The sequence below is a fragment of the Novosphingobium aerophilum genome (assembly GCF_014230305.1).
Classification (GTDB): domain Bacteria; phylum Pseudomonadota; class Alphaproteobacteria; order Sphingomonadales; family Sphingomonadaceae; genus Novosphingobium; species Novosphingobium aerophilum.
In genome coordinates, this window is record NZ_JACLAU010000001.1 from 233,878 (window position 1) to 253,190 (window position 19,313).

Here is a 19,313-nt window from a genome sequence, read left to right on the forward strand (position 1 = left end):
ACGGGAGAAACGGGATGAACGGCAAGGCGGGATCGGGGACGGGCGCAGGGTTTTCGGGCAAGGTCGTGCTGGTCACCGGGGCGGCCTCGGGCATCGGTCGCGCCGCGGCGATCCGCTTTGCCGAGGAGGGCGCGCGGGTGTTCTGCGCCGATCTCAACCTGGCCGGGGCCGAGGCGGTGGTGGCCGAGATCGGGGGAATGGCCGCGGCCGTCCCGGTCGATGTGGCTGACTCCGCCAGCAACCGGGCCATGGTCCAGACGGTGATCGATGCCGCCGGGCGGCTCGACGTGGCCTTCCTCAACGCCGGCTACTATGGCCAGGCCGACGGCCTCGCCACGGTCGACGAGGACCTGTTCGACCGGCTGGTCGCGATCAACCTGAAGGGCGTGTTCAACGGGATCAAGGCGGTCGAGCCGGTGATCGCCCAGGGCGGCGCCGTGGTGGTCACCGCGTCCGCGGCGGGGGTGATCGGCCATCCCGGCAATCCCGCCTACTGCGCGGCCAAGCACGGTGCGGTCGGCCTGGTGAAGTCCTGCGTCGATGCCTTCGCCGCGCGCGGGGCGCGGATCAACGCGATCTGCCCGGGCGGGGTGGAAACCCCGCTGGTCGGCGCGCCCGACGTGGCCATGGTGCCGGTGGGCGATCTGCCGCGCGTGCCGCTGCGCGGTTTCGGCCAGGCCCAGCACATTGCCGAGGTGGCCTTGTGGCTGGCCAGCCCCGCTGCCGGCTTCGTCAACGGCCAGGCCCAGGTGGTCGATGGCGGCCTGCTCTCCACCTTTGCGCCGGTGACCCTGCCGGTCGGCCCCTGACGGGGGGCGGCCCATCGGATTGGTCGTGCGGCATCATCCATTTGGCGGATGCGCGCTGCATCACGCTCGGCCAGGCTGCTTCCCGACACCACTTTGCGGGAGCCTGCCCAATGTCCATTGCCGCCGCCCAGCTCCACCCTGGCCTGGCTGCCCTGCTCGAGGGCGATTTCGGGCGAGGCTACCGGATGGCCCGCGCCGAGCGCGAGCCGCTCCAGCTTGCCTCCCTGCGCGATCGCTTCGCCGCGCTGCGCGGGCCGATCGGGGCGCTGGGCCGCCTGGCCGATGAGCAGGGCCTGGCCGACATCACCTGGCTCGAGGATGTCGTGCCGCTGCTGTTCCCGCACACGGTCTACAAGTCCTATCCGCTGTCCTTCCTCGAACAGGGTCGGTTCGACCGGTTGACGCGGTGGCTGGACGGATTGACCACGCTGGATCTGTCCGGCTTCGACAGCGCCGGGATCGACACGATCGATGACTGGGTGCGCCGGCTCGACGCGCAGACCGAGCTGGCCGTGATCCACACCTTCGGAACCAGCGGCAAGCTGTCGTTCCTGCCGCGCACCAAGGCCCATACGCCGCTGGCGGTGGCGCTCAATGCCCGGGCGATCCGGGATTTCCACGGCCACGGTTCGGGCCCGGACCTGCTGGTCGAACGGCGGCCGGTGATCTCGCCATCCTATCGCCTGGGTGCGAGCTCGATCGCGCGGGGCATGGCCCGGATGGCGCAGGACTATGCCGGCGGGCTCGACCAGGCCTTGTTCCTTTATCCCGACGCCTGGTTCAGCGCAGATGTCGCCTCGCTCGCCGGGCGGATCAAGGCGGCCGAGGCGCGCGGCGAGATGGGGCAGTTGCAGATCTCGCCCGCCCTGCTGGCCCGCCGCGCCGAGTTCGCGGCCCGGGAGGCGAGCCGTGCCGAGGACATGGACCGCTTCTTCGCCGAGGCCTCGCGCCGCTTCGCCGGGCAGGACGTGTTCCTCTTCGCGGTCTGGCCGATCCTGTTCGAATGGGCCGAGGAGGGCCTGCAGCGCGGGCTGCGCGGACTGTTCGGGCCGGGCAGCGTCCTGACCACCGGCGGCGGATCGAAGGGCCGCGTCCTGCCGCCCGACTACAAGGACCGGATTTTCGAGTTCCTCGGGTTCGAGCGCCACTTCGAATTCTTCGGGATGAGCGAACTGATGGCCAATGCGCCCCGCTGCGAGGCGGGCCATTTCCACTTCCCGCCGCTGGTCGTGCCCTTCGTGCTCGATCCCGAGACCGGGGCCTGCCTCCCGCGCCAGGGCACCCACACCGGTCGGCTGGCGCTGATGGACCTGGTGCCGGAAAGCTATTGGGGCGGGTTCGTGACCGGCGACGAGGTGACCCTGAGCGGTTGCGACGATGTGCCCTGCGCTTGTGGCCGCACCGGTCCGCGGCTCCACCCCGAGATCCGCCGCTTCAGCGAGGCGCGCGGGGGTGACGACAAGATCAACTGCGCCGGCGCGCCCGAGGCCCATGACCGGGCGGTGGACTTCCTGCTGGAGCAGGCCCGGTGAGCGCGGCGGCGGAGGCCAGCTACCGGGTGCCGCTGCTGCTGCGCGGCGAGATCGTCGAGGGCGGGGACATGGCCTTCGGCGGGCGGCGCGGCGGGGTGTCCTTCACCGCGCCGGACGTGGCCGGGCACCTCGGCAAGCTGGTCCTGTCCACGCCGTCGCGGATGGCGGACATCGCCGGCCTGCCGTTCGCCGAGATCGAGCGGTTCCTGGCCGCGCTGGGGGAACGGCTCGATCCCGCGACCAATCCCCACCTGGCCGAGGCCTTCGCGCTGGCCTGCCACACCTCGGGCCTGTCGCGCAGCCTGCTGGTGGAGTACTATCGCGGCATTCCCGGCATGCTCCAGCCCGACGCGGTGCGCGACGTGGCCGAGCGAATGGTCGGGCTGGACTACCTCAACGGCTGGGTCGAGCAGCCGCGCGGACGCAACCGCCACGGCACCCTGCGGATCCGCGCGGTCGGCTCGCGCGCGGTCCATATCATTGCGGGCAATGTGCCGGTGGTCGGCGTCGCGACCGTGCTGCGCAATGCGATCACCCGGTCGGATGCGATCATCAAGACCCCGTCCAACGATCCGCTGACCGCCGCGGCTATCGTCCGGACCATGATCGAGCTCGATCCCGGGCACCCGATCACGCGACACACCAGCGTGGCTTACTGGAAGGGCGGCGATGCGCGGATCGAGGACGCGCTGTATGATCCCCGCCGGATCGAGAAGATCGTCGCCTGGGGCGGTTTCGCCGGTATCCGGCACCTGACGCAGTACCTGCAGCCGGGGCTGGACCTGATCACGCTGGACCCCAAGCACTCGTCCTCGCTGATCGGGCCCGAGGCCTTCGCCGACGAGGCGACCCTGCACGAGGTGGCGCTCCGGCTGGCGCTCGACATCGGGACGATGAACCAGGAGGGCTGCGTCAACGCCCGGGTGATCTATGTGCTGTCGGGCACCGATCCGGCCGGTCTCGAACGGGCGAACCGGCTTGGCGCCGCGACTTACGCTGCGCTCCAGCGCCTGCCCGACAGCGTGTCCACTCCGCACAAGGCCTTCGACCGCGACCTGCGCGAGGAGATCGCCGCGCTGGCCTTTGTCCCCGATGCCTACCGCGTGTTCGGTGGCCAGGGGAACGAGGGCGCGCTGATCGTGTCGCAGGACGGCGCCCCGGTGGACTTCGCCCGCCAGTTGGCCTGCCGGGTCGGCAACATCGTCCCGATCGACCGGGTCGAGGAGGCGATCCTGTCGGTCAACGCCTATACCCAGACGATCGGCATCTATCCCGATAGGCTGAAGGCATCGGTCCGCGACCGGCTGGCCTGGCAGGGAGCCCAGCGGCTGGTGTCATTGGGCGGTGCCGGGCTGGACCAGACGCCCGGTCCCCAGGACGGGATCGAGCCGCTCCGCCGCATGGTCAAGTGGATCACCGACGAGGATCTGGGCGCGGAAACCTTCGCGCCGTTCCGGGCGGGTCAGGAACCGCGCTAGCCGGGCCGTCCGAAAGCGGCGATCAGACCGCCGACCAAGCGGCTCTGTTCGGTCAGCAGCTCGGGCTCCGCGCATCCCGCGCCGAGCAGCGACTGCAGCAGCGGCGCCGCGGCGAAATAGCCGAACAGCACATTGAACACGGCGATGACCTGCAGGCCCAGCAGGCCATCAGCCATGTCATAGCCGGCCTTGCGGGTCAGCCGGCGGCCATAGTCGACCAGTTGCCCAAGCCACTGCACGGCGATGGCATCGGTTTCGGTCGCGGGACTGGTGGCGGCGCGGACCAGCAAGCGCGCGATGTTGGGGTGCAGCGCCAGCAGGTCGATCATGCGGTCGGTCAGGTCGGCGGGCACGGCGGTCAGGTCGGGCTGGGCGAGAACGCCGTCCATCAGATCGAACAGCGGACGCAGCGCGCGTTCGAACACGGCCCGGTAAAGCTCCTCCTTGCCGGCGAAGTGGCGGTACAGGCCCGGCTGCTGGATGCCCACGGCCGTGGCGATATCGCGCAAAGACGTCCCGGCAAAGCCGTGCTGGGCGAACAGCGCCTCGGCCTCGTCGAGAATGCGCGCCGTGGTCCGCTCACCCTTGGCGGGGCGATGGGGATGCCGGGGGGGATGCCGGGGGGGACGCCGGAGGGGAGACAGCGGAGCGTTCGGCATGGTCATGGGGCAACCATGCCGCGCCGCCCGCCGGAATGCAAAGCGAGCGGGACGCCACTCAGTGCCCGCCCAGCATCTGCACGTTCTCACACAGGGCGCCCTCGGGATCGACCGAGAAGACCACCCTTACGCCGTGCTCCGGCTCGTTCCGGATCGGGCCGACCAGCCGGCCGCCGTTGGCCTCGATCCGCGTGACCAGATCGTCGAGATCGGCCACGGTGAAACCCAGGATCACCTGCTGGTCGCGCGGGGCCTCGCGCGCGGTGAAGTTGAACATCACCAGCGACCCCTTGGTCCAGTCGCCTCCGGGCGCGAGGATCACCTCGCGGTAGGGTTCGCCATCGCTGTCGCCGGCAACGCGCTGGACCACGTCAAGGCCATAGACCGCGCCGTAATAGGCGGCCATCGCCTCCTCGTCGCGACAGATCAGCTTGGTGAACAGACCGAGTGCGGTCATTGCCTTCTCCTTGAAGGGGTGCGGGTCAGGCCGGCACCTGGCCTCCGAACAGATCGTATTCCTCCAGCCGCGGCCGGCTCATCGCATCGGCGAAGTCGTCGTAGGACCAGGGCCAGCTTGCCGGCACGCCCTCATCGTCGAGGTACCAGCTGGTGCAGCCGGATCCGAAGATCGTCCGCCGGGCGGCGGCGATGCGGCGTTCCTCGTAATCGGCGTGGGCGGCCACCGACGGAGCGACCGAGCGGGCGCCCCCCCGTCGGATGAGGTCGACCAGTTGGTCGATGTAGTCCCACTGGCGCTCGGCGATGTCGATCAGCGAGAAGTTGCCGACCGGACCGGTCGGGCCGTTGAGCATGAAGAAATTGGGGAACCCCGGCAGCGTCACCGCATAATGCGCGGTCGGGCGGCGGGCCCAGAACTGGTCGAGCGTCAGTCCGCCCTGGCCGGTCACGCCGGCCGGGCGGATGAAGCGATCGGCCTGGAAGCCGGTGGCCAGGATCAATGTGTCCAGCTCATGCAGGGTGCCGTCGGCCATGCGCACCCCCTGCGGTTCGACCCGCGCGATCCGTCCGGTCTCGACATGGACCGCCGGATGCTGGACCTCCTGGTAATAGCACCACGAATAGATCAGCCGCTTGCACGCCGCGCGATAATTGGGCCGCAGCTTTTCCTTCAGCTCGCCCTCGGGCAGCGAGGTTTCGAAGTGTTCGCGGCAGATGTCCTCCACCTGCTTCATGTCGGGGCCGTCGATGTCCATGATCGCCCGGGTGAAGCGGCGCACATTGCCCATGTACTCGTCCGAGAACCGGATCGCGTCGATCAACGCGGGATCGGCGCGGAAGGCGGCGCGGTCCTCGTCGGAATAGGTGTGGTAGGGCACCGGCATGATCCACTGCGGCGAGCGCTGGAAATGGACCAGCCGATCGACCTGCTTGTTGATCGCGGTGACGATCTGGATCCCGGTCGAGCCCGACCCGATCAACCCGACCCGCGCCCCGGCGATCGGCGCGTCGTCGTTCCAGCGCGCGGTGTGGAAGGCCGGTCCGGCGAAGCTGTCGAGGCCCTCGATCTCGGGCAGGCGCGGATGGTGCAGCACCCCCGAGGCGACGATCACCACGTCGAACACCTGACGCTCGCCTCCGGCCAGGGTCAGGGTCCAGGTGTGACCGGTCTCGTCCCAGTCGAGCCCGGTCACCTCGGCGTTGAAGCGGATCGCGGGCCCGATGCCGTACCGGTCGACCAGCCCTTCGAAGTAGCGCTGGATCTCGGGCCCGGTCGCATAGAGCGCGCTCCACTCGGGGTAGGGCGCGAAGGAGAAGGTGTAGGCATGGGCCGGCACGTCGCAGGTCAGCCCGGGATAGCGGTTCTCCCGCCAAGTGCCGCCGATCCGTCCGGCCTTCTCGAACACGGTGTAGCGCTCACCGCGCTCCTGCAGCTTGATCGCGGCCAGGATGCCGGCCATGCCGGCGCCGACGACCGCGAAGCGCAGTCCGGAAGGGGTGGGGTCCGTCATCGCTTGGGTTCCTTCTCCCGTGGTCGATCAAGGCCGGCAGCTGGCCCGCTCCGCTCAATACAATCCCGCACCGCCGTTGACGTGGAACACCTGGCCGGTGATCCAGCGGCCGTCCTCCGAAAGCAGGTGCGCCGCCATCGCGGCGATGTCGCTGGCCTGGCCCAGCCGGGTGCTGCGGGTGGCGCGGATGCAGTGCGCGATCCAGTCCTCCGGCACCTGGCCCCCGGCGATCATTTCCGGGGTCATCACGAAGCCCGGGGCAATGGCATTGGCGGTCAGGCCGTGCTTGCCCCACTTGCTGGCGACATGGCGCATCAGCGCATTGATCCCGCCCTTCGACACCGCATAGCTCGGCCGCTCCGGCTCGCCCGCATCGGCCGCGTCGGAACTGGTGTAGACGATCGCGCCGCCGCGGGCGCTGGCCAGCAGGTGCGGCAGCGCGGCCCGGGTGCACAGCAGGTGACCGCGCAGGTTGACCGCCAGGGTGCGGTCGAACACGTCGAGATCGACCGCTAGGGCGTCGCTGTCGCGAAAGATCGTGCGCAGGTCGGCCGCGTTGACATGGGCCCCGTCGAGGCCGCCAAGCCGCTCCACCGCGGCGGCGAAGGCGCCTTGCACCGAGGCCTCGTCGACGATGTCGACCTCGACCGCGAAGGCCTCGTGCCCTTCGCTCGCGAGTCGGGTGGCCAGGGCCTCGGCGGCAGCCAGGTTGATGTCGGCCAGGCAGACCCGCGCGCCTTCCGCGCAGAGCCGTTCGGCCGTGGCGGCGCCGATCCCGGTTCCGGCTCCCACCACGATGATGGCCCGTCCGGCCAACCTGTCGCGCATCCGTCGCCCCCGCCATTCCTCTTGATTATCGTAGAATGATCCCGCATTGATTACGCAATGGCAAGCCAAAACGGCTAGGGAAGAGGATAAATGCGCTCCATTCGCCGGCCGACTGCATCTGATGCCAGATCAGCGCGCCGGGTTCCTCCCGCGCTCCACTGAAGGACCAAGACGGCCATGGCCTCGAACCTCTATCCCCATCTGCTGGCCCCGGGCCGCATCGGCACGCTGGAGCTGAAGAACCGCATCGCGGTGACGGCGATGGGTGTCAGCCTGTCCGAGGACGATGGCACCGTGGGGGAACAGTTGATCGCCTACCACGAGGAACAGGCGCGCGGCGGCGCGGGCCTGATCATCTGCGGCGTGGCCGGGGTGGCCTGGCCGGTTGGCGCGGTGGCGGTGGGCCAGACCGCGATTTCGGACGACCGCTTCATTCCCGGGTTGCGCCAACTGACCGACCGGGTCCACGCCGCGGGCGGCAAGATCGCCACCCAGTTGCACCATGGTGGTTTCGTCGCGGGCTATTCGCACGCGCGCTGGGGCCATCCGTTGTGGGGTCCGGCGATCCCGCCGGCGCCCAAGGGCAATTTCACCGACTATTTCCTGACCGAGGAGCTTGCCCGGCTCGCCGGGATGAAGGCGCCCGAGATCAAGGTGCTGGAACAGGCCGATATCGATCTGGCGGTCAGCCAGTTCGCGGCCGGTGCCCGCCGCGCCAAGGAGGCCGGGTTCGACGGCATCGAGATCCACGGCGGCCATGGCTACCTGCTGTCGTCATTCACCTCGCCTTACACCAACACCCGCACGGACCAGTACGGCGGCAGCGTCGAGAACCGCCTGCGCCTGACGCTGGAGGTGATCGCCGCGATCCGCGCGGAGGTGGGTCGAGACTTTCCGCTGTGGATCAAGCTCGACTCGCGCGAAGTGGGCAAGCCGGGCGGTATCACCATGGAGATGGCGAAGGAGGCGGCGCGCCTGGTTGAGGCGGCCGGGGTCGATGCGATCACCGTCACCGCCTATCACGACACCGGGCAGGGCAAGCTCCATTCGGAATCGAACATCCCCCACGTCGAGAACACCAACCTTCCGGCCACGGCCGAGCTGCGCAAGGTCGTGTCGATCCCGGTGATCGGATCGGGCCGGATCGAGGTGGCCACCGCCGACGAGACCATCGGCCGGGGCGAGGCCGATTTCATCGCGATGGGGCGCAAGCTGCTGGCCGATCCGCACCTGCCCGCCAAGCTCGCCGCGGGCGAGCCGGACAAGGTGCGGCCCTGCATCTATTGCTACACCTGCGTCAGCGCGATCTACATGGGCGAGCCGGCGCGCTGCGCGGTCAACTCCTCGCTCAGCTTCGAATTCCGCGGCGAACCCGGACCGGCGCCGGCCGGCGCCGCTCCGGTCGCGGTCATCGGGGGTGGCCCGGGCGGCATGGAGGCCGCCCGCAAGCTGGCCGGGCTGGGCTACAAGGTCACCCTGATCGAAAAGTCCGACCGTCTCGGCGGGACCCTGCGGTTCGCCAGCCTGGCCTACGAGCCGAACGAGCGCATCCTCGAATGGTTGCGGCGCGAGGTGCGGGATGCCGGGGTCGAGGTGCGCTTGGGCACGGTTGCCACGCCGGCATTGCTGCGCGAGATCGGCGCCCGGCATGTGATCGTCGCGACCGGGGCGAACCGCGGGATGCCGCCGATCCCGGGCAACGATCAGGACCACGTGTTTTCGGGCGACGATATGCGACGGATGATGCTGGGCGAAAGCTCGGACGAGCTGAAGCGCAAGACCGGCCTGTTCACCCGCCTTGCCACCAAGGTCGGGGCGGCGACCGGCGCCACGGCCAATCTCGCGCTGGTGCGCAAGGCGACCCACACCTGGATGCCGCTGGGCGAATCGATCGCGATCATCGGCGGCGAGCTGGTCGGGCTCGAGCTGGCCGAGTTCCTGACCGAGCGCGGCCGCAAGGTCCAGGTGATCGAGGAGGCGCCCCGGCTCGGCAAGGGCCTGACCCTGGTCCGGCGGATGCGCTTGCTGGCCGAACTGGCCGAGCACGGCGTGGGGCTCCATGGCGGGGCGACCGGGGTGACGATCGGCAAGGACAGCGTCTCGTTCACCGATGTCAAGGGCGAAGCGCGCACCGTTCCGGCCGATCACGTCATCGTTGCCCGGGGCGCCGAAGGCGATCTCAGCCTGGCGCAGGCGCTCGAGAGCGAGGGCTTCACCGTGCACAGCGTCGGCGATGCGCTGGGCGTGGGCTACATCGAAGGGGCGATCCGGGGCGCGGGCGAAGCGGTCCGGGCCGTGGCCAGCGCCGCCTGATCCGCGACGCGCGGTCGTGTCGGGCGATACCAGCCGGCCGGGTCGCGCGCCCGATGCCATCGATCGGCACATCATCGCGGAGCTGCGCCGGGATGGACGGGCGTCCAACCTGCAGCTCGCCGACCGGCTCGGTCTGAGCGCGGCCACGGTCTCCGCCCGCATCCGCCGGATGGAGGAGGCCGGTCAGCTGCGCGTGGTCGCGGTGTCCGATTTTGCCGCTCATAGCGTCTCGGTCCTGCTGCGCCTGACGATCACCGTAGCGGGGCGCCCGGCATCGGCCGTGGCTGCCGATCTGGCCGTCCTGGCCGAGGTCCTGGCGGTCCATCTCGTGACGGGACGGCACGATATCGATCTGCTGGTGGCCCTGCGCGGTTATGGCGATCTGGACAGCTTCCTGCTGGACCGCCTGTCGCCCATAGCCGGGATCAGGATGGTGGTGCCCGCCGTGGTGGTGGACATCGCCAAGTACGCATTCGACGTGGCCCCGATCCTCGTGTCAGAGGAAACCGGGCCGGTGGAACCGTCCAGGCACGCCTGAAGGCGGCGTTCCTGCACGATTTGCGTAGGAAAATATGTGCCGTTCAGCGCAAATCATGTATGATTGCGCGCTGACGTGGTTGAACGACCAATTTTGATGAGGATGACGTGAGCGATATCTCCACCCTGCCGATCGACCAGCGTCTCAAACGCGTGCTTCGCCACATGCCGGCGCCGGTCGGGATCGTGACCAGCACCACCGATGGCGGCGAGCCGATCGGACTGGCCATGTCGGCCCTGATGCCGGTCTGCCTCGAACCCCCGGCCATGGCGATCTGCGTCAACCGGTCGGCCTCGGCCCATGCACCGCTGGTGGAGAGCGGACAGTTCTGCATCAACCTGCTTCATTCGGGGCTCGATGCGCACATGCGCCCCTTCGCCGATCCCGCCGAGCGCGCGAGCCGCTTCACCCAGGCGGACTGGCAGCGGCATGATCCCAGCGGCCTGTGGTACATCGTCGGGGCGGCGGCGAACCTGTTCTGCACCATCAGCGAGCGGGTGGCGCATGGCACCCACGATCTGATCATCGGCCGCGTCGACGCACTCTATGCCGCCGAGGGTGACGACGTGCTCGGTTGGGGCAACGGCGCGCTCGGCCGGTTGCAGCCGCTGGTCACCGCCTGAGGGCGATGGCGCATGGGACAAGCGCCCGGGTTCGATCGCCGAACCCGGGCGCTGCCCCGGGAGCCGTTTCGATTCACAGGAAGTAGTCGGTGTTCTCGCCGCCCATCAGCACCTTGGCATAGTTGCGGGCGAAGCCGACCGGGTTGTTGGCGACGTGGGCACGCGCCATCCGGACATCGAGCCACAGGTTCTGCAGATCGTTTCCGGCAAAGACCGAACGCCCGCCGGCCACGTCCATCAGCAGTTCCATCGCCTCGATGCAGCGATCGGCAACCAGCGCGGCGTCGTAGCGATAGCGCACCCGGTCGATCAGGGCGGGCTTCCACCCGGCCGCTTCCATCTCGCGGAAATTGGCGATCATCGTGCGCGCGCTGCTCTCGGCCAGTTCGGCGGCGCGGGCGATGCGGTCCAGCACGTCGGGATCGGTGCTGCTCTTGGTCGTGTCGGTCGAGCCCAGGTTGATCCGCGCGCGGAACAGGTTGATGGCATGGCGCACGGCGCCGATCGCGCTGGTGTTGACCACGCGGATGAAGGTCTGGGCCCAGGGCAGGTCGTAGACCGGATTGCTCTGCTCGTGGATACCGTTGAAGCCGTCGAGCTGCTTGTGCGACCGGTAGTCGGGAACGAACACCGGCGTGTCGATCACCACGTCGTTCGATCCGGTCCCCTGCAGGCCCATGGTGTGCCAGGTGTCCTCGATCCGGTAGTCGCTCGCCGGCACCAGGAAGGTGCGGTGCCCCTCGCCCGGGACGATCCCGCCGAGCAGCACCCAGTTGCAGTGCAGGCTGCCGCTCGACCAGCCCCAGCGGCCCGACAGCATGACCCCGCCGTCCACCACTTCGACCTTGGCACCCACGGGGTTGTAGGACGAGGAGACCATCGCATCCGGACCATCGGCAAAGACCTCGTCCTGGGCGCGGCGGTCCATCAGGGCGATCTGGTAGCTATGCACCGCGATGATGCCCATGGCCCAGGCCGTGCTCATGTCGCGTTCGGCCAAGGCGATCTGGTCGGTGAAGAAATCCTGCGGCTTGCCCTCGCGCCCCCCATAGCTCGCAGGGGTGAAGTGGCGGAAGAATCCCTCGGCGGTCAGCGCGTCGACCACGTCCTGCGCAATTCTCCGGTCCCGGCGGCCTTGGTCGGCGCGGGTGGCAACGAGGTCCAGCGTGGCAGCGGAAATGGCCATGGTCTATCCTCTCGACTTATCTATTGCGCACATCGCTGAGTGAATCGATGCGCATTCGTTGCCTCTATCTAGATGAAATGGCCGATACGCGCAATTGCAAACCGAATGGTCGCGCGAATTCGTCAGGTGCGGGCCCATGTGGGCGCACCCGGCACCGCGACCCTGTCGGGCTGGAATGGCAATCGGAGTGGTGCCCTTCGGGCTGACAGCGCGAGGAAGCGGCGTCAGTCCCCGGCGCAGATCAGGAGGTCGCTGACCTGGCGGCGCCCGCCGCTGCGGTCGAGCTGGACCACCACATCGATCACGCTGCGCGCATAGGTGATCGTCTCGTCATGCGACAGGCCAAGCCCGGCCTGCATGACCATCAGCGCGAGCTGCTCCAGCGCCGCCGCCGGGGAGTTGGCATGAATGGTCGAAACACTGCCGGGGTGGCCGGTGTTGATCGCGCGCAGGAAGCTGACCGCCTCCTCGCCACGCAGCTCGCCCAGCACGATCCGGTCGGGCCGCATTCGCAGCGAGGCCTGGAGCAGATCGTTGGTGCTGAGCCGCGCCTCGCCCATCTCGCCCTTCACCGCCACCAGTTGGACGGCATTGGCATGGCGCAGCCGGACTTCCGGCGTATCCTCGACCACGATCACCCGCTCGTCCGCGGGGACCAGTCCCAGCAGGGCGTTGAGGAAGGTGGTCTTTCCGCTCGAGGTGCCGCCGCTGACGAGGATGGTGGCGCGGGCCGCGACCGCCTCGGCCAGGAAGCCGACCGGATCGCGCAGCGCCTCAGCCCGGCGGAACACCGGCCGGGCGGGCGGAGTGACCGGACCCGCGGCGAAGTCGCTCAGGGGCACGTCGCGCAGGCGATGGCGGCGCACCGCCAGGCACCAGTGGCGGGGCGTGGCCGGCGGCGCGATGATCTGGATGCGGGCGCCGTCGGGCAGGGTCGCGGCCAGCACCGGGCGCTCGCGATTGATCCCCTGGTGGGTCTCTCGCGCGATCTGGTAGGCCAGTTGCTCGATCAGCCGATCATCGATCGCGGGGGCCGGCTCGCGCTGCAGGCCGGCGGCCCCCGAGGTCTCGATCCAAGCCTCGCCCGGGCGATTGACCATGATCTCGGTCACGTCGTCGCGCTCCAGCCAGGGCTGGAACGGCGCGAGCAGCGCGGCGAGATAGACGCCCTCGGTCACGGCATCGGCCTCTGCCGGCTCACTTTCCGTCGAAGCCCGAGAAGTCGAGATCGCGCGCGACAAAGATGCGGATCGGGGTCCCGGCGGCGACCCTGACGGTCGGCGGGATCATGATGTCGCGCTGGGCGGCGGTCGAGGCGGCCTGCGAGGGCGCCGCGATGATCACCGCTCCGCCGCCGCCGATCGCCTGGCCGCCGGCACTGATCAGCGACATCAGGATCGCCGCGCCAAAGCGCTTGCCGAAGTGGCTGTTGACCTTGCCCGGCAGGCCGTTGCTGCCAGCCGTGTCGGTGGCCGGGGAACCGAGGGCCACCGACACGCCGTCGGGCCGGAGCAGCCGGGTCCAGAGGACGAAGGCGCGGGTCTGGCCGACCGCCAGGCCGCTCTTGTACTCGCCGATGACGTGCGATCCGCGCGGGATCAGCACCTTGCGACCATCGAAGCTGCGCACCTCGCGGCTGATCACCGCGCGGACATAGCCCGGCAGATCCGAGTTGATCCCGGTTTCGAGCACGGCCGCGATAAGCGTGCCCTGGGCCACCGTCTCGCCGGGCGCCGCCATGGGTGTGGCGCTGGCGCTGGTTCCCTCGCCGGCCAGACGGCGGACGAACTGTTCGTCCGGGGTCAGACCCTCCGGCATGGCCCGCGGGGCGGGACGCGGCGTTTCGACCGATGGAGCAGCGGCGACGGGCGCCCCGCCCGCCCCTTCGCCCACCCCCGGGGCATCGAAGACCAGGGCGGGCGCGCGGGGCGCCTCGGCATTGGGCACGGCCGGGGGCATCATCACCGGGGGGACCGGCGGTACGGTCAGACCGGCGGCCGGTGGGGTCGGTGCGAGCACCGGCTGCGCCAACGGAGGAACCGCGCCCATTGTCGCCGCGGTTCCCGCCGGGACGGCACTGGCCACGGCCGCTGCGTCGCTGGCCGTGCCGCGCGGCGCGGTCGCGGCCGAGCGCGAGACGGTCAGGCCGAACAGGGTCACGGCGCCCAGCAGCATCGCGATCCCGGCACCGAACAGCAGCCCGGCACGATCGCGGCGCGCGAACTGGCCTGCCACCACCGGATAGGCGTTGGTCGAGGCTTCGGCCAGGTCATCGCCATCGAGCGCGAGGCGCGGGTCCGTCGCATCCGGATGCGCGGCCTTGTGGGAAGGGAGCCGGGTCATCTTGTGCGCTCCACGGTATCGCCGGGCGTGAGCGGAGCCAGCCGGGCCAGAACGGCACTGGCCTTGCCGATGCGCAGCACATAGCGCGGCGCCACGCCGTCGATCACGATCGTGCCCTCGCGGACGGTGAAGTTGACCGGGCCTTCCTGACCGTCGGCGCCGACCGCCAGGATCGCCGGCAGGTCGCGGGCCGCACTCCACTGCAGATAGGTGGCCTGGCCATCGTCAGACACCGCCTCGGGCGCGAGGGTCCGGTCTCCGGTGACGCGCCAGGCGGTGTTGCGGGGGGGCTCGGCGGGACGAGGCGGAACGGCGGCCGCGCCCGCCGGAGAGGCCGTGGCCGCGCCGGTCGCAGGGCCGGATACAGCTTCGCCCGCGCCCGGCGCAGCGGCGGGAAGCAGCAGCAAGGGCTCGGGATAAGTGAAGCGCAGCACGTAGACTGGCCGCACCCCGGCGCCCGCGCTGACCAGTTCGAACAGGTAGCGGCGTTGATCGGTGACCACGGTCATGTTGGTCCGTGCCCGAGCGCCCTGCGGCTTGAGGAACAGGAGGTTGCCGCGCTTGTTCGGGGTGACCTGCCAGGCCGCCGAATCGCCCACGGCGATGTTCTCGATCCGCTCGTCCGGGGCGAACTCGATCATCGTCTGGACATTGCTCTGGCCGCGCAGCGTGACCACGCGGTCGGCATCGTAGCGCACCCGTTCGATCCGCGGGTCGGCCGCCGCCGGAGCCACGGCCGCGCCCGTGGCCAGGGCCGCAGCGATCAGGAGGGAAGGGAAACGCACGGTCATGCGGGAGCCTTTGCACGGGCGCGACTGATCTGGGTCGCCGGACGGATGCGCGGATCGAGGCGCGAGGGGAGGGGGCCGGCTTCGCTCTCCGGGCCTGCGCCGGAGCCACCCTGACCCGACCGGGGGGACCAGGCCCGCACGGCGGAGCCGTCGAGCCGGATCGCCAGGTCCTGGTCCCGCGCACCGGCCGCCACGATCGTGCCCCGCAGCCGTTCGTCGCCGAGGGCCGGATCGCCGGCCAGGGGGGCGGGCCCGGCACCTGGCGCGGCGAGCGGGGAGGCAAGTGGCACGGCGACGGCGCCCGCCGGGTCCCGTCCGCCAAGGTGCCACGATCCCGCGATCAGCCGGGCTGCCCGCGTCGCCAGGACCATCAGCGCGACATAGACGAAGGCGGCGAGGAAGATCGACGCGGCGAGGCCGATCGGGACCTGGCCCCCGGCCTGGACGAGCGCCCCGATCATCGGATTGATCATCACCATCGTCGCGCCGCCGAGCAGCACCGCGAGGATCGGGGTGATCGCCAGCATCAGCGCCGCCTTCAGCCAGCCCTCGAACAGTCCCCGCGTGCCGCGGAACAGGGCCAGGACGATGAACAGCGGCCCCAGTGCCATGACCGCGGCGAGCGCGATCCGGGCCACGACCAGCACGCCGACGGTGCCGAGCAGCAGCAACAGGCTGGCCAGCCACAAGAGGTCGGCCGGGCGCGCCGGGGTGCCGGCGAACTGCGGCACCGGGCTGCCCGGCGCGGGGGCCATGGCATTGGCGCCCTGGGCCATTTGGGCCGAGCGGGCGAGCACGTCGAACAGCCCGTCGAGCCGCAGCGCGAAGAGCTGGGTGGCGCTGCCCTTGGTGCCGAGCAGCAGGCTGGCGACCTGATCGGGCGCCTCGACCAGGAGGTTCCACGCGACGCTCTGGTAAGCCACCCATGAGGTGGCGAAGGTCAGGGCGAGCCCGAGCTGGAGCATGCGCGGGGTCAGCATGTCCATGGTCAGCCGCCCGCGCCCGGCCAGCAGGTTCAGCGCGAACAGGGCGACATAGATCGTCAGCAGGATGGTCAGCGCCTGGCCCAGCGCGCCGTGCTGCCCGAACAGCCGGTCGAAAGCCACGGCCACGGCCTGGCCCGACTGGCAATCGACCGAGCGCAGCGCGGTGAGCACCGAGCCAAAGCCGTCGGCCGGCAGGGGCGGGCAAGCGGGGGTCATGCTCCGGCTCCCATCCAGGGGGCTCCGGTCAGGGGTTCGTACCACTGGCCCGGGTGATCGCCCAGGGTCTCGCGCAGATGGTCGAGCCGCCGCACGCTGGCCTCGCGGCCCGACAGGACGGTCAGCAGCGCGGGCTCACCCGACAGGTCCAGCCGGACCACCACCGAATGCTGGGCATGGCGCACCAGGAAGCAGCGCCCGGCGGCGGGGAGGGCGCGGATCAGCTCAAGCTCGTGCGCGCTCAGGCCGAAGCCGTCGCAATAGTCCTCGGCGCGGGCCTTGGCATTGGGCAGGAAGATCTGGGTCGCGGTCTGTTCGACGATGGCGCTGGCGATCCGGCTGTCGAGCGCGTCGCGGGCGGACTGGGTGGCGAAGCCGACCACCGCATTGCGCTTGCGCAGGGTCTTGAGCCAGTCGCGGATGCGGGCGGCGAAGACCGCGTCGTCCAGCGCCTTCCACCCTTCGTCGATCACGATCATCGCCGGTTCGCCGTCCAGCCGCTGGTCGATGCGATGGAACAGATACATCATCGTCGGGGTGCGCAGCACCGGACTGTCGAGCAGCGCGGTCATGTCGAAGCCGAGCACCGCCTGATCGAGATCGAGCGCGTCCACCTCGTTGTCGAACAGCCAGGCGTGGGGCCCCTCGTGAATCCAGGGCCGCAGGCGCGAGGCCAGATCGCCTTCCTCGGGCCGCCGCCGCCCGGCGAGCAGCTCGTGGAAATGGCGCAGCCGGCGCAAGGCCGGATCGTTCTGGAAGGCGATGTCGACCGCCGCGGCGATCAGCGCCTGCTCCTCGCTGTCCCGGGGTGCGACCAAGGCCGCGAGCCATTCGGCCAGGAAGGCCCGGTTGGCGGCCGTGTCCTGAAGCCGCAGCGGGTTGAAGCCGGTCGGCTGGCCCGGCTCGATCCGGGCATAATGCCCGCCGAGCGCCCGCACGAAGATCTCCGAGCCGCGGTCCTTGTCGAACAGCACGGTGCGCGGTCGGACCTTCTGGGCCTGGGCCATCAGGAAGTTCATCGCCACGGTCTTGCCCGAGCCGGATGGGCCGATCGCGGTGAAGTGGCCGAGGTCGCCCTCGTGGAAATTGAAGAAGTAGGGCGTCCCGGCAGTGGTTTCGAACAGGGCGATCGCCTCGCCCCAGTGGTTGCCCCCGCTCTGGCCCAACGGGAAGCCATGGAGCGAGAGGAACCCGGCGGCATTGCCGGTGGAAATCAACGCGCGGCGCACCGCAAAGTCCTCGTTGCCGGGGAACTGCGCCCAGAAGCCGGGCTCGAGGTTGACGTCCTCGCGCACCACGACGGCCCCGGTCTCGCCCAGCACCGTCGCCGCCTCGGCCACGGCGAGGTCGAGCGCGGGGAGGCTGGGGGCGCGGACCAGCAGGCTGAGGTGATGATCGCCGAACCCGGTCTGGCCGCTGACCAGCGCGTCCTTGGCCAGCAGCATCTCGCGCCGCTCGGTCGCGGTGTCGTCATCGGCGGCGCGCAGGCGGCGGACCGACAGGTCGATCCGTTCGCGTGCGATCTGTCGGTCCACGGGCGCGAAGCTTTCGGTCAGGACGCATTCGCTTTCCAGCCGCAGCACCCCGTCGAGGATGCCGGCGCGTGTGGTCGGCGGGTATTCCTTGACGCCGAGCAGCCCGGCGAAGTCGCGCCAGCCGCCGCTCCGGGTCTCCACCGCGTCGAGCCCGAAGCTGACCCGGGCATAGGGCAGGTGGTGGCCGATGTCGGTGCCCTCGGCCGGGGTCAGCACCGGCTTCAGCTCACCGTTGTAAAGCAGGGACAGCAATTCGAGCAGCTCGTTCGCCTCGCCATGGGGAGTGGCATAGGCGCCGAGCGGGCGTGCCCCATAGGCCGCGAGACCGCTGGCCAGGGCCTGCATCGCGGCATCGAGTTCACGCTGCGGGGCAAGGTCGGTCACCGGATCGGCGCGTCCGGATCCCCGCTGCAGGCCGCGCCCGAACCAGCGCCCGATGCGCTCCGGCCAGCCGGTCTTGCCGCGGGGCGGGCGGCGGACCAGCGTCAGGTACTGGTCGTTGACGAACAGCCGGCGCTGCCGCAGCCGGTCCTGCCAGGCGCGATCGAGCGCTCCGGCGAAGGGATTGGCGAAGGTGCCGCCCGCCTCGACCTCGACCCGCCGGCGGACGACATGGTGGTACAGCACGAAGCTGGAATCGAGCGCGGCGCGCAGCATCACGTCGCGCACCGCCAGCAGATGGTCGAGCTGGTCCGCTTCCGCGGTCTCGAACGGCAGGCCGGTGATCTGCAGGGCCTGCAACAGCGAACCGTCGCGCAGACGCAGCGTGCGCGGATCGACCAGCGCCGCATAGGGCAGGCGGTCGCCCGCCCGGGCCTCGCGTCGCCACCAGGCGGCGGGCCCGCGAAACGCGGCGGCCGCGCTCATGGCGAATAGCTGTTGCAGCCCCAGCGGCGCCAGTTGGGCACGCGCGGGCAGCGGCTCACCCGGGTGAGCCAGAGATCGAAGATCCGCGGCTCGCGCAGGCAGGCGAGATAGCCGATCGCGTGGACCACCAGCGCCACCGGCAGGGCCAGGAACGATCGGGTGATGAGGAAGGCTTCGGTCGTCACGGCCGCGTTGACGATGAAAAAGCTGTAGGTCACCCCGCCGAACATCTGCGGGCGGGTCAGCGCGCGGAAGACGGGGATACGGTGCATCGGCTCAGTTCGCCACGCTGGCCGCGGCGCGGATACCCGAGACGATCGAGGCGGCGCCGAACAGGATGAAGCAGCCCAGGATCACGGTGGCGCCGAAGCGCCAGTTCATCCGCCCGGTCAGCATCATGAAGCCGACCATGGCCACCGCGATGACCGCCACGGCCGTGGCCACGTTGCCCATCAGCGTGCCCTGGATCCAGCCCAGCGCGGCGACGATCGGGCCCGACCCGGCCGGGTCCGTGCCCTGGGCAAAGGCAGGCTCGGCACCCGACAGCACGCCCAGCGCAGCCGCCAGGCAGAGCCGGTGCTGCCGCGCCAGCCACTCGGCGCCGCCATTCCCCATCATCCGCATCGCGCTCATCGTTCT

General features: G+C 70.1%; 18 protein-coding genes. 6 read left to right on the forward strand and 12 right to left on the reverse strand.

Annotation, left to right across the window (positions count from 1 at the left end; genetic code table 11):
* Positions 1-14: 14 nt before the first annotated feature.
* The 3 genes from H7F49_RS01075 to H7F49_RS01085 all read left to right on the forward strand — a co-directional run bounded on the left by H7F49_RS01075 (position 15) and on the right by H7F49_RS01085 (position 3,819).
* Positions 15-809 (forward strand): SDR family NAD(P)-dependent oxidoreductase, encoded by a 795-nt coding sequence (locus tag H7F49_RS01075; RefSeq protein WP_185681702.1) that lies wholly within the window; start codon positions 15-17, stop codon positions 807-809.
* Positions 810-919: 110 nt separating this feature from the next.
* On the forward strand, positions 920-2,341 hold the full coding sequence (locus H7F49_RS01080) for a hypothetical protein (protein WP_185681703.1): 1,422 nt from the start codon (positions 920-922) through the stop codon (positions 2,339-2,341).
* Complete coding sequence (locus H7F49_RS01085) at positions 2,338-3,819, forward strand: acyl-CoA reductase (protein WP_328806423.1); 1,482 nt, start codon at positions 2,338-2,340, stop codon at positions 3,817-3,819. Before H7F49_RS01080 ends, H7F49_RS01085 begins: the two co-directional genes overlap by 4 nt.
* Here H7F49_RS01085 and H7F49_RS01090 read toward each other — a convergent pair.
* From H7F49_RS01090 to H7F49_RS01105, 4 genes are read right to left on the reverse strand one after another with little or no spacing between them, the layout of a single operon-like run.
* Positions 3,816-4,484: a TetR/AcrR family transcriptional regulator gene (locus H7F49_RS01090; RefSeq protein ID WP_185681704.1), complete on the reverse strand. Its 669-nt coding sequence runs from the start codon at positions 4,482-4,484 to the stop codon at positions 3,816-3,818. The genes H7F49_RS01085 and H7F49_RS01090 overlap by 4 nt on opposite strands.
* 52 nt (positions 4,485-4,536) lie before the next feature.
* Positions 4,537-4,935, reverse strand: a complete 399-nt coding sequence (locus tag H7F49_RS01095) for a VOC family protein (RefSeq protein WP_185681705.1) — start codon at positions 4,933-4,935, stop codon at positions 4,537-4,539.
* Between the two features lie 25 nt (positions 4,936-4,960).
* Complete coding sequence (locus H7F49_RS01100) at positions 4,961-6,448, reverse strand: flavin-containing monooxygenase (protein ID WP_185681706.1); 1,488 nt, start codon at positions 6,446-6,448, stop codon at positions 4,961-4,963.
* Between the two features lie 54 nt (positions 6,449-6,502).
* Complete coding sequence (locus H7F49_RS01105; RefSeq protein WP_185681707.1) at positions 6,503-7,276, reverse strand: SDR family NAD(P)-dependent oxidoreductase; 774 nt, start codon at positions 7,274-7,276, stop codon at positions 6,503-6,505.
* A 177-nt stretch (positions 7,277-7,453) separates the two neighbouring features.
* On the opposite strand from H7F49_RS01105, the gene H7F49_RS01110 reads away from it, so the two are divergent.
* The 3 genes from H7F49_RS01110 (at position 7,454) to H7F49_RS01120 (ending at position 10,750) form a co-directional block, all read left to right on the forward strand.
* Positions 7,454-9,589 (forward strand): NAD(P)/FAD-dependent oxidoreductase, encoded by a 2,136-nt coding sequence (locus H7F49_RS01110; RefSeq protein WP_185681708.1) that lies wholly within the window; start codon positions 7,454-7,456, stop codon positions 9,587-9,589.
* Positions 9,590-9,605: 16 nt separating this feature from the next.
* Positions 9,606-10,127, forward strand: coding sequence for an Lrp/AsnC family transcriptional regulator (locus tag H7F49_RS01115; protein ID WP_328806424.1), 522 nt, complete (start codon positions 9,606-9,608; stop codon positions 10,125-10,127).
* Positions 10,128-10,234: 107 nt separating this feature from the next.
* Positions 10,235-10,750: a flavin reductase family protein gene (locus H7F49_RS01120; RefSeq protein ID WP_328806425.1), complete on the forward strand. Its 516-nt coding sequence runs from the start codon at positions 10,235-10,237 to the stop codon at positions 10,748-10,750.
* Positions 10,751-10,823: 73 nt separating this feature from the next.
* On the opposite strand, the gene H7F49_RS01125 is transcribed toward H7F49_RS01120, so the two are convergent.
* The 8 genes from H7F49_RS01125 to H7F49_RS01160 all read right to left on the reverse strand — a co-directional run bounded on the left by H7F49_RS01125 (position 10,824) and on the right by H7F49_RS01160 (position 19,298).
* Complete coding sequence (locus H7F49_RS01125; protein WP_185681710.1) at positions 10,824-11,936, reverse strand: acyl-CoA dehydrogenase family protein; 1,113 nt, start codon at positions 11,934-11,936, stop codon at positions 10,824-10,826.
* A gap of 224 nt (positions 11,937-12,160) precedes the next feature.
* Entirely contained in the window at positions 12,161-13,114 is a 954-nt protein-coding gene (virB11, locus tag H7F49_RS01130; RefSeq protein WP_328806427.1) for a P-type DNA transfer ATPase VirB11, read from the reverse strand.
* Positions 13,115-13,133: 19 nt separating this feature from the next.
* Entirely contained in the window at positions 13,134-14,279 is a 1,146-nt protein-coding gene (locus H7F49_RS01135; protein ID WP_185681711.1) for a TrbI/VirB10 family protein, read from the reverse strand.
* Positions 14,276-15,070 carry a TrbG/VirB9 family P-type conjugative transfer protein gene (locus H7F49_RS01140; RefSeq protein ID WP_185681712.1) on the reverse strand — a complete coding sequence of 265 codons (795 nt, stop codon included), beginning with the start codon at positions 15,068-15,070 and terminating at the stop codon, positions 14,276-14,278. The genes H7F49_RS01135 and H7F49_RS01140 overlap by 4 nt, the downstream gene beginning before the upstream one ends.
* Positions 15,067-16,272: a type IV secretion system protein gene (locus tag H7F49_RS01145; protein ID WP_185681713.1), complete on the reverse strand. Its 1,206-nt coding sequence runs from the start codon at positions 16,270-16,272 to the stop codon at positions 15,067-15,069. The genes H7F49_RS01140 and H7F49_RS01145 overlap by 4 nt, the downstream gene beginning before the upstream one ends.
* Entirely contained in the window at positions 16,269-18,674 is a 2,406-nt protein-coding gene (locus H7F49_RS01150; protein WP_185681714.1) for a VirB4 family type IV secretion/conjugal transfer ATPase, read from the reverse strand. The genes H7F49_RS01145 and H7F49_RS01150 overlap by 4 nt, the downstream gene beginning before the upstream one ends.
* Positions 18,671-18,946: a type IV secretion system protein VirB3 gene (locus H7F49_RS01155; protein WP_185681715.1), complete on the reverse strand. Its 276-nt coding sequence runs from the start codon at positions 18,944-18,946 to the stop codon at positions 18,671-18,673. Before H7F49_RS01155 ends, H7F49_RS01150 begins: the two co-directional genes overlap by 4 nt.
* A gap of 4 nt (positions 18,947-18,950) precedes the next feature.
* Positions 18,951-19,298, reverse strand: a complete 348-nt coding sequence (locus H7F49_RS01160; protein ID WP_235981602.1) for a TrbC/VirB2 family protein — start codon at positions 19,296-19,298, stop codon at positions 18,951-18,953.
* Positions 19,299-19,313: the final 15 nt, after the last annotated feature.

What these genes read in the sequence shown, in the direction of transcription:
- H7F49_RS01155 (WP_185681715.1), bottom strand. Translation starts at nt 18,946, where the DNA reads ATGCACCGTATCCCCGTCTTCCGCGCGCTGACCCGCCCGCAGATGTTC.
- H7F49_RS01110 (WP_185681708.1), top strand. Translation starts at nt 7,454, where the DNA reads ATGGCCTCGAACCTCTATCCCCATCTGCTGGCCCCGGGCCGCATCGGC.
- H7F49_RS01075 (WP_185681702.1), top strand. Translation starts at nt 15, where the DNA reads ATGAACGGCAAGGCGGGATCGGGGACGGGCGCAGGGTTTTCGGGCAAG.
- H7F49_RS01145 (WP_185681713.1), bottom strand. Translation starts at nt 16,272, where the DNA reads ATGACCCCCGCTTGCCCGCCCCTGCCGGCCGACGGCTTTGGCTCGGTG.
- H7F49_RS01160 (WP_235981602.1), bottom strand. Translation starts at nt 19,298, where the DNA reads ATGCGGATGATGGGGAATGGCGGCGCCGAGTGGCTGGCGCGGCAGCAC.
- H7F49_RS01090 (WP_185681704.1), bottom strand. Translation starts at nt 4,484, where the DNA reads ATGACCATGCCGAACGCTCCGCTGTCTCCCCTCCGGCGTCCCCCCCGG.
- H7F49_RS01140 (WP_185681712.1), bottom strand. Translation starts at nt 15,070, where the DNA reads ATGACCGTGCGTTTCCCTTCCCTCCTGATCGCTGCGGCCCTGGCCACG.
- H7F49_RS01105 (WP_185681707.1), bottom strand. Translation starts at nt 7,276, where the DNA reads ATGCGCGACAGGTTGGCCGGACGGGCCATCATCGTGGTGGGAGCCGGA.
- H7F49_RS01080 (WP_185681703.1), top strand. Translation starts at nt 920, where the DNA reads ATGTCCATTGCCGCCGCCCAGCTCCACCCTGGCCTGGCTGCCCTGCTC.
- H7F49_RS01135 (WP_185681711.1), bottom strand. Translation starts at nt 14,279, where the DNA reads ATGACCCGGCTCCCTTCCCACAAGGCCGCGCATCCGGATGCGACGGAC.
- H7F49_RS01125 (WP_185681710.1), bottom strand. Translation starts at nt 11,936, where the DNA reads ATGGCCATTTCCGCTGCCACGCTGGACCTCGTTGCCACCCGCGCCGAC.
- H7F49_RS01095 (WP_185681705.1), bottom strand. Translation starts at nt 4,935, where the DNA reads ATGACCGCACTCGGTCTGTTCACCAAGCTGATCTGTCGCGACGAGGAG.
- H7F49_RS01100 (WP_185681706.1), bottom strand. Translation starts at nt 6,448, where the DNA reads ATGACGGACCCCACCCCTTCCGGACTGCGCTTCGCGGTCGTCGGCGCC.
- H7F49_RS01150 (WP_185681714.1), bottom strand. Translation starts at nt 18,674, where the DNA reads ATGAGCGCGGCCGCCGCGTTTCGCGGGCCCGCCGCCTGGTGGCGACGC.